Annotated in this window: 7 protein-coding genes and 1 pseudogene; 1 reads left to right on the forward strand and 7 read right to left on the reverse strand. The window is 45.3% G+C overall.

Annotation, left to right across the window (positions count from 1 at the left end; genetic code table 11):
* Nucleotides 1–2: 2 nt before the first annotated feature.
* From F560_RS0106520 to F560_RS25510, 5 genes are all read right to left on the reverse strand, one after another.
* Complete coding sequence (locus F560_RS0106520) at nucleotides 3–2,288, reverse strand: UvrD-helicase domain-containing protein (protein WP_019004913.1); 2,286 nt, start codon at nucleotides 2,286–2,288, stop codon at nucleotides 3–5.
* Nucleotides 2,289–2,298: 10 nt separating this feature from the next.
* Nucleotides 2,299–2,985 (reverse strand): restriction endonuclease, encoded by a 687-nt coding sequence (locus tag F560_RS0106525; RefSeq protein ID WP_019004914.1) that lies wholly within the window; start codon nucleotides 2,983–2,985, stop codon nucleotides 2,299–2,301.
* 252 nt (nucleotides 2,986–3,237) lie between these two features.
* The gene (locus F560_RS0106530; RefSeq protein ID WP_019004915.1) at nucleotides 3,238–4,302 is read right to left on the reverse strand and encodes a type I restriction endonuclease; all 1,065 of its coding nucleotides are present in this window, start codon (nucleotides 4,300–4,302) and stop codon (nucleotides 3,238–3,240) included.
* A gap of 417 nt (nucleotides 4,303–4,719) precedes the next feature.
* Nucleotides 4,720–5,076, reverse strand: a complete 357-nt coding sequence (locus F560_RS0106535) for a hypothetical protein (RefSeq protein ID WP_019004916.1) — start codon at nucleotides 5,074–5,076, stop codon at nucleotides 4,720–4,722.
* A gap of 443 nt (nucleotides 5,077–5,519) precedes the next feature.
* The gene (locus tag F560_RS25510; RefSeq protein WP_156828917.1) at nucleotides 5,520–5,792 is read right to left on the reverse strand and encodes a hypothetical protein; all 273 of its coding nucleotides are present in this window, start codon (nucleotides 5,790–5,792) and stop codon (nucleotides 5,520–5,522) included.
* 43 nt (nucleotides 5,793–5,835) lie between these two features.
* Here F560_RS25510 and F560_RS24945 point away from each other — a divergent pair.
* A pseudogene (locus F560_RS24945) lies at nucleotides 5,836–5,967 on the forward strand (IS3 family transposase); the annotation flags it as partial.
* Nucleotides 5,968–6,071: 104 nt separating this feature from the next.
* On the opposite strand, the gene F560_RS26205 reads toward F560_RS24945, so the two are convergent.
* Entirely contained in the window at nucleotides 6,072–6,392 is a 321-nt protein-coding gene (locus tag F560_RS26205) for an ATP-binding protein (protein WP_281167165.1), read from the reverse strand.
* Entirely contained in the window at nucleotides 6,278–6,814 is a 537-nt protein-coding gene (locus F560_RS26605; protein WP_425393270.1) for a Mu transposase domain-containing protein, read from the reverse strand. Before F560_RS26605 ends, F560_RS26205 begins: the two co-directional genes overlap by 115 nt.
* Nucleotides 6,815–6,921 lie beyond the last annotated feature (107 nt).

Below are 6,921 nucleotides of genomic sequence, written 5' to 3' on the forward strand. Positions count from 1 at the left end.
CCTCATTTATTCAAGATCACTTTGCTTCCCTTTGCCATCGGGGCCTTGCACACTGGACAATCTTTCGATGGCAGTTCCGCTTCCTCGAAGGTTTTTATACGTTGCCATGCGTTGCATTTGTCGCTTGTGCATATCCATGCGAATACGGTTTCCGTTGTTGTCTTTTTTACAGTAGGAGATTTGCTTGCCGTCCCCGGATGTTGTTGACGGGATGGCGGGCTCGTTGTCCGTTTAGGGAAAGCATCCAATATGAACCTTGAAACTGCCGCTTTCTTCCCTCGAAGATAGGCAGGCGAGCTTATCAATAATTCATCTTTGGCTCGGGTGATGGCGACATACGCCAACCGCCGTTCTTCTTCTATCGCGGCCGTGACTTTATCGCGGCCTGAAAGCGTGGTGAACATGTCATTCATTTTATCAGCGTCAAAGATGGAACTATGCGGCATGTTGCCTTCGGATGCACCAATCAGGCAGACAACCGGAAACTCAAGCCCTTTTGACTTGTGAATCGTCATCAACGACACATTATCATTGTTTTCATTATCGTGACATCGGCGATTCATCGCTTTCCGTTTATCTGCAACTTCACCGATAAAGTAAACAAACTCTTCAATGGTAGCAAACCGTTTCGCAGACGATTCCAACTCGTCCAGCGTTTCACGCAGTATTTCTTTGTGGTGCGTCAATTTGTTCCGTTTGTTCGTCTCCAGATATTGATCGTAAAAATTCCGACGCATTCGTTGAATCGCATCAGCCGGTTTCATTGGCATTAGCAATTTGATCAGCTTCAGACGCTCCTTGAGCTTCTCTTTCTGAAAGTCCTTAAGGTCGGGAGATGATATCAAATGGATTAGCGGCCACTTTTTCTTTTGCATCGATTCCTGCTCGTAGATGAATTGCATGCCTTGCTCGCGATTGATGTATAATGTCGGCAATATGCCTTCCATCGCTTCGAACTCTTTCGGATTTAAGGAGAGACGGAAGTGATCGATGAGAGGCTTGACCAACCAATGATCGTAAAACGATTCCTCGCTCCCGTAATCGACGAACGGAACATCGTCCATGACAAATTGCTCGATGATTGCACGGCTATTGCTTGCCGTCCGATACAGGATTGCAAAATCCCCGAAGTTCCGTTTTCCTTGCTTGACTTGATGCAGGATGAGATTTGTAATTATCCCTGCCTCATCGTCTGTATTTTTAGGACGGAGGTATTTCGGCGTCGCCTTGCTTTGCCGGGTTGCTTTCAACGTTTTCTTTTTCCGCCGCATGTTATGCCGGATCACTTCATTGCCGAGCCCGACGATACTGCTTGTTGAACGGTAATTGATATCCAGCGTAACCGTCTTGGCATCATGGTACAATTTGTTGAAGTTCAGAATAAATTCGTTCCTTGCACCATTGAAGGAAAATATGGTCTGGTCGTCGTCTCCGACGATCATCAGGTTCCGGTGCGGCTGAACGATCATCTTGATCAATTCATATTGCACCATGTTGGTATCCTGAAACTCATCGACCATGACGAAAAGAAACCGTTTCTGCAACGCGGCCAACAACGACGGTTTATGCCGAAGCATATTGTAGGCGATCAATAATACATCATCAAAGTCGATTTTGTTGTTTGCAGATTTCCACCGCTCATATTCAGCAAAAATCCGTTTCAGTTCCTTCTCCTCATCGGTCGCTTCTGGCAGGCTGTCCACATTAACCATCTGCATCTTGTACGATGATAGAAGGGACAACAACGATTCCGGCTGATAAGCGTCCTGCAAGCCCATCTCACGCAAAATACGCTTTAGCAGAATATGCTGATAACGGGTTTCGCTCAGGATGTCCTGCGTTACACCATGTTTTCTGATGATTTTTAGGAAAAACGAATGAAACGTTCGGGCTTGTACGGTTGCCGCAATGCTTTCACTCAGTCCGGGCAGTTGTGCGATGCGGTCACGCATTTCCTCAGCCGCTTTATTGGAGAACGTCACCAGCAAAATGTTTTTCGGATTGATGTTGCGAACAGCAATCAAATAGCCTGTCCGGCATACTAAAACAGAAGTCTTGCCTGATCCCGCTCCCGCAAGTGTCAGCAGAGGCCCCTTGAAATGACGCACTGCATGGATTTGCGGTTCGTTCAGATGTATCCCCCGGTTTTCCAGCGTGCGAAAGAATGAAGCTTCGCAGTCGGATGGGGAGATCAGGTCTTTGCTTGTCTTGACTGCTTCAACTTCGGCATTCGGGATTGCTTGGCTTCCCGCTCCGAGCGGTATTGTAAAAAATGTCCGGGTACTCAAACCATCACCTTCATTTTGCTCGCGTGACCTCTACGATACGTTCTTTTCTCCATCTGCTGATCATATCATGGACGGTCAATCCATTGATCAGACGGATCCGCAACGATTCGGCGGCTTCTCTTGCCGCTTTTGTGAAGTTACTCGTCAATATAATCCATGCATCGTAGCAACCGTAAATCTGTTTTCCGGCTTTAAGTCTCAATACAATGTCGTTGCCGACATCCTGTTTCCACCGTTTGCATTGAACAGCGATTTTGTACCCTTCTTTGCCTTTGAGGATTAGATCGACTTCATGATTGCCAGAACCGCCGACTCTCTCTACGGTATATCCTTTGTCTTTGTAGTACATTTCCATGAGACGTTCAAAATCGGTATCAATATCAGCATCGATGATTTCCGCATCCGTCAATTTGCGTTTTGTTTTGGAGACGGTATGTTGTTTTGCTGGTGCTAGAGCTTTCTGCTTGGTTGATGGTCGAGCGGAAGCTTTAGTATTTTTTGCGGATTTCCTTTTATTTCGTGTCCATAAAGCACCGAGAATTTCCGTCGCGAGTATAGCTGTGAGCGGAAAAATGATCAGGAAGCTCCAGTGCAGTCCGGGAATGATGTAGAAGTACAAAACCAAACCCAATATCCCGAAAAGTCCGCGAAGGAAGTTTGCAATTTGCCAGCCTTCCGAATAGTACGTTCTAGCCATGATGAATCTCCCATGTCACACGCAACCTCCTTGATTTTACCACAACTGTATGGGTCTTTGTTCCTGTTTTTCTGCAATATATTGAACCTCATCGGTTTTTGTAACGTGAAGTGGTGGTTAATTTGTCAATCCATCTTGTTTCCTGTCCACAATACAGTAAAAAAATTCGGATACTTATCGGGCAACGATGTCTGTATTGCAAGTCAACAAGAGAAAAGAGCCGAACCGACAGGCCCAGCCCTCATCTCAAAATTAAAGAAATTTTTTCGTCACTTCAATGAGCTTATCTTTATGATTCATGAGATCAGATGGAGCGTTGATATTGTAGGTGGTCTTGTCATCGTCGTTAAATTGAACATACTTATTAGGGCCATTCATGCCGAGACGACAAATCCACTTTCGGATGCTATTATCAAGCAAAATATTGAAGTAACTTAAATTATCGCGATAATTGACCCTCTCCGGAGATACTATCTCCTTTAGCAACACTTTTGCAGTTATGTAGCCTTCAAGTTCTTCCTCAGTTGTTACGATTTGTGGGGCGTCTGATTTCTCAACTGTTGTGGCCGCTTCTTCCACTGAAGTTGATACAGGCTCGGTATTCGTAGTAGCGATTGCCGCTTTAAGCTTGTCATTAAGCAAGTCATTAACGAGTTGCTTAAATGATTTCTTCACCAAACCATTAAACTTTTCAAGTACCTGTTTTGTTTTCTTACCTTGGTAAAAGTCAGACAGAATAAACGAAACAAATTCATCACTTGGATTTTCGAACTGCTGGGATAAAAATTGTTTGATTTCATTTGTGTATTTAAGCTCCGATGCTGTTGTAAGGATATCATCAACATTGAAGTTATCCTTACGGAATTTATAAAGCTCAGCAACTTGATTGTCGCGAATATCAAAGAGGTTAAATTCAAAGAATGGAGCGGAGTCCATCTTGTTTTGCTCTTCTAAATCTGTATAGAACTTATAGACAATTCCATTTGTCAGAATTGCAAATTTTGCTTTTGTGGTACCGAAGTAACGGAAAAGCTGGGAATCGTGCTTTTCAAGCTTTTCATTGATTGCCTTTGCTTCTATGAGGATGATCGGGGAACCATTCTGTAGTATGGCGTAATCAACTTTCTCGCCTTTCTTAATACCGACATCTGCAACAAACTCGGGTAGAAACTCTTCGGGATTAAATACATCGTACTCTAAGGCTTGAAAGAACGGCATGATAACAGAAGTTTTCGTAGCTTCTTCTGTGGTTATGCTCTCTTTCATCTTTTGTACTCGGTTGGATAAGGATTTGAGTTTTTCATTTAATTTGTCCAAGTTACAATCCTCCCTCTAAATCATTAATCATCTCTGAAAATCAGACGAGCATAATATGGTATAATTTTACTACATAAAATCGTTGTTAGTTAAGAAAAAGTTTAATGATAATATATTGCTTTCAAGTCTGCTAATTTACATCTATCGAACCGGAATCAAAATTGTAACCTGAATTGGGAGTGGAATCGAAAAAAATTGTATTCCCCGGCTCGGTATCGCCTAACACAAGCATGAATCCCTATAAAACAAGCCAAAAGCCACGGTTTCAACCGATGAAGGAGTACTTACGGAAAATCAATCATCTATATATCGTCAAAATTAATAAATTGTAACGTAGCAATGGCCAATAAAAAGCAGAACTTGTTTTGAATCGGCTCGTGAAGTTCTATACAGCGTTGACAGTGAGTTGAGTAACGCCTACATCCATCCTTTTTTATGGGCGTACCATCCAAACCAGATAATTCCGGCTAAAAGTAAAGTGAGGAATGGAGCTATTCTTAAACAATAAAGCACGAAGCGAAGCAGGTAGCATGTAATCCATAATCCGAAGATGTACAGCGGCCACGTATAGACGTGCTCATACCAGAACGAGCCTGTTGCTAACCGCGGCTTCAACCAGTAAATGCCGATAGGATACAACACAGCCATCAAAAGAATCATCAAGCATCCGAGATTTCCAGCGGTGTCTGAATTCCGTTCCTCCTTGACACCAAACAGCTTCTTCAACCCATATTTAAAGGCTTCACCTAAAAGTAATTCGAGAAATTTAGCCACCCAAATCCCGCCTTTCGGCCATGTTGTTTTCGCAGTAAAAAGGGAGCACGGCGGCTCCCAATGAATTGATTATGAAATCTACATACAGGTTGATGCGGCGGATTGCATTGCTGTTTTTAGCGTAGAGAATGACATTACAGTTATTGTCGAAGCTGATTTTATCGATCTTCGTGATTGGCAACCCATCATTGTATGTCAGGTTTTTGCCGTCTACAAACGTAGCAATTCGTAGATCTCGCCCCACTGGTCAAGTAAAACTTGCCGTCATGCGAGGTGACGCTGTCAAACGGCGTGTTTTCGTATTCCACGATCTTATCCACCTTAAGCGGGTAAAACTGGACGCTGTAGAGTTTACTGCGGCCAAAGACAAACACTTTGTTGTCGGAAGCGATTGCCGCCGCGACAGGAGCGTAGCCGTAATAATCGGATATATCGATTGCTTTTTAATCCGAACTGCTGGCAAGCAATTCAGCTTGAGCAGAAAATTGCCCCTGCAAAATGTTCGATTCATGGGCACCTGTTAGACCATAAATTACAGAGCGAGCATCAGGGAAAGCGATGAAGTCAAAGTACCGTCCTGCCTGTAGCCCATACGTGGTCATGCTGACGCCGGACGAAATATCATAAATGACTGAGACGTTCCAGTATATCGACGGCAAATAAACATTTGATGCCAAGTACAGCTTGCTGTTGGCATAATCATAAGCTAGCTTCATCGGCGTTATATTCGTGTAATCGTAGTGCGAGACCTGACTGCCGTTTTTGGAGCACCCCTACTTCGGCTATCGGCGTATGACGAGATTCCTTCGGGATCAGGGTTTTGAGATCAATCGTAAGCGCGTACGCCGGCTTATGCAACTCATGGGCCTCGAAGCAATCTATCCGAAGCCAAACTTGAGCAAACGCCTCCATGCCAAGTACACTGTCAAGACCGATTGAAAATTCCTCAAAATAAACGGTTGAAAATTCCTCAGTAAGAGCGAGAGAGGGTCCCCCTAGGGGGACGACGCGGCAATCGAATTAACCGGTTTGTGCCGGTTTGTCACTTGCTGGTTCAGGTCTGAAGAAGCCGGCTTCTCCTGATGCTCGATAAACCGCAGGGTGGCCAGATCCCGAATGCGGCGTTCATCGATGGACGGCTGGAATCCGAAATCGAATTGGTCCAGCGTCTTATGGAAAGGCAGATAGGCCATTCGCGTTTTCATCCGGATAAACCGTTCCCGTTTGGCCGCAAGCTCCTCCTGCAGCAGCTTGTCCAAAAACTCCAGATACGATATATTGTGTTTAGCCGCTTCTTCAGCGTGGGTATGGAGGATTTCCGGTATCCGGCTCCATCCGAACTGCTGGAAAGCGTCCTGGAGGCGTTCCTGCTGGATCCTTGCACGGTCACCGCCTCATTCAGGAGCTGCTCATAGACGGACAAGTCGCGTTCGGCCACTTCGGGGGTCGCTTGACGAACCATTCGGGGCATGGATTTGGGGACCTTATGCTTACCTGTGGTTCGAAGCCCTTCGAAGTGTTTTTTATTGATGACACACTGCTGCTTTCCGTGCGATTTCGGGTGCTCCGCGATGAGCTGATCCCCGCTGAATATGCGGATCCGGCCGTTCTTCTGGTCCTGAATATGTACGGTTTGGCCTACCCAAAGAAAAGGTACGGAATAGCGGTTATTCCCGTACGAAACCATCCCGTCGGTCGAGACTTTCCGCGCATGCCGGTCCACTTCTGCAAAAGGCATCCGGTTGATCGGTTTGAGCTTTCCGCGGACAAACGGACGTATGGTACTTCAAGGGTGGTCCCATGCACCCGGACATTGGCAACCGTGTCCAGCCAGTGACGGACCTG

Origin of the sequence: Cohnella laeviribosi DSM 21336, assembly GCF_000378425.1 — a bacterium.
GTDB classification, from domain to species: Bacteria; Bacillota; Bacilli; order Paenibacillales; family Paenibacillaceae; genus Cohnella; species Cohnella laeviribosi.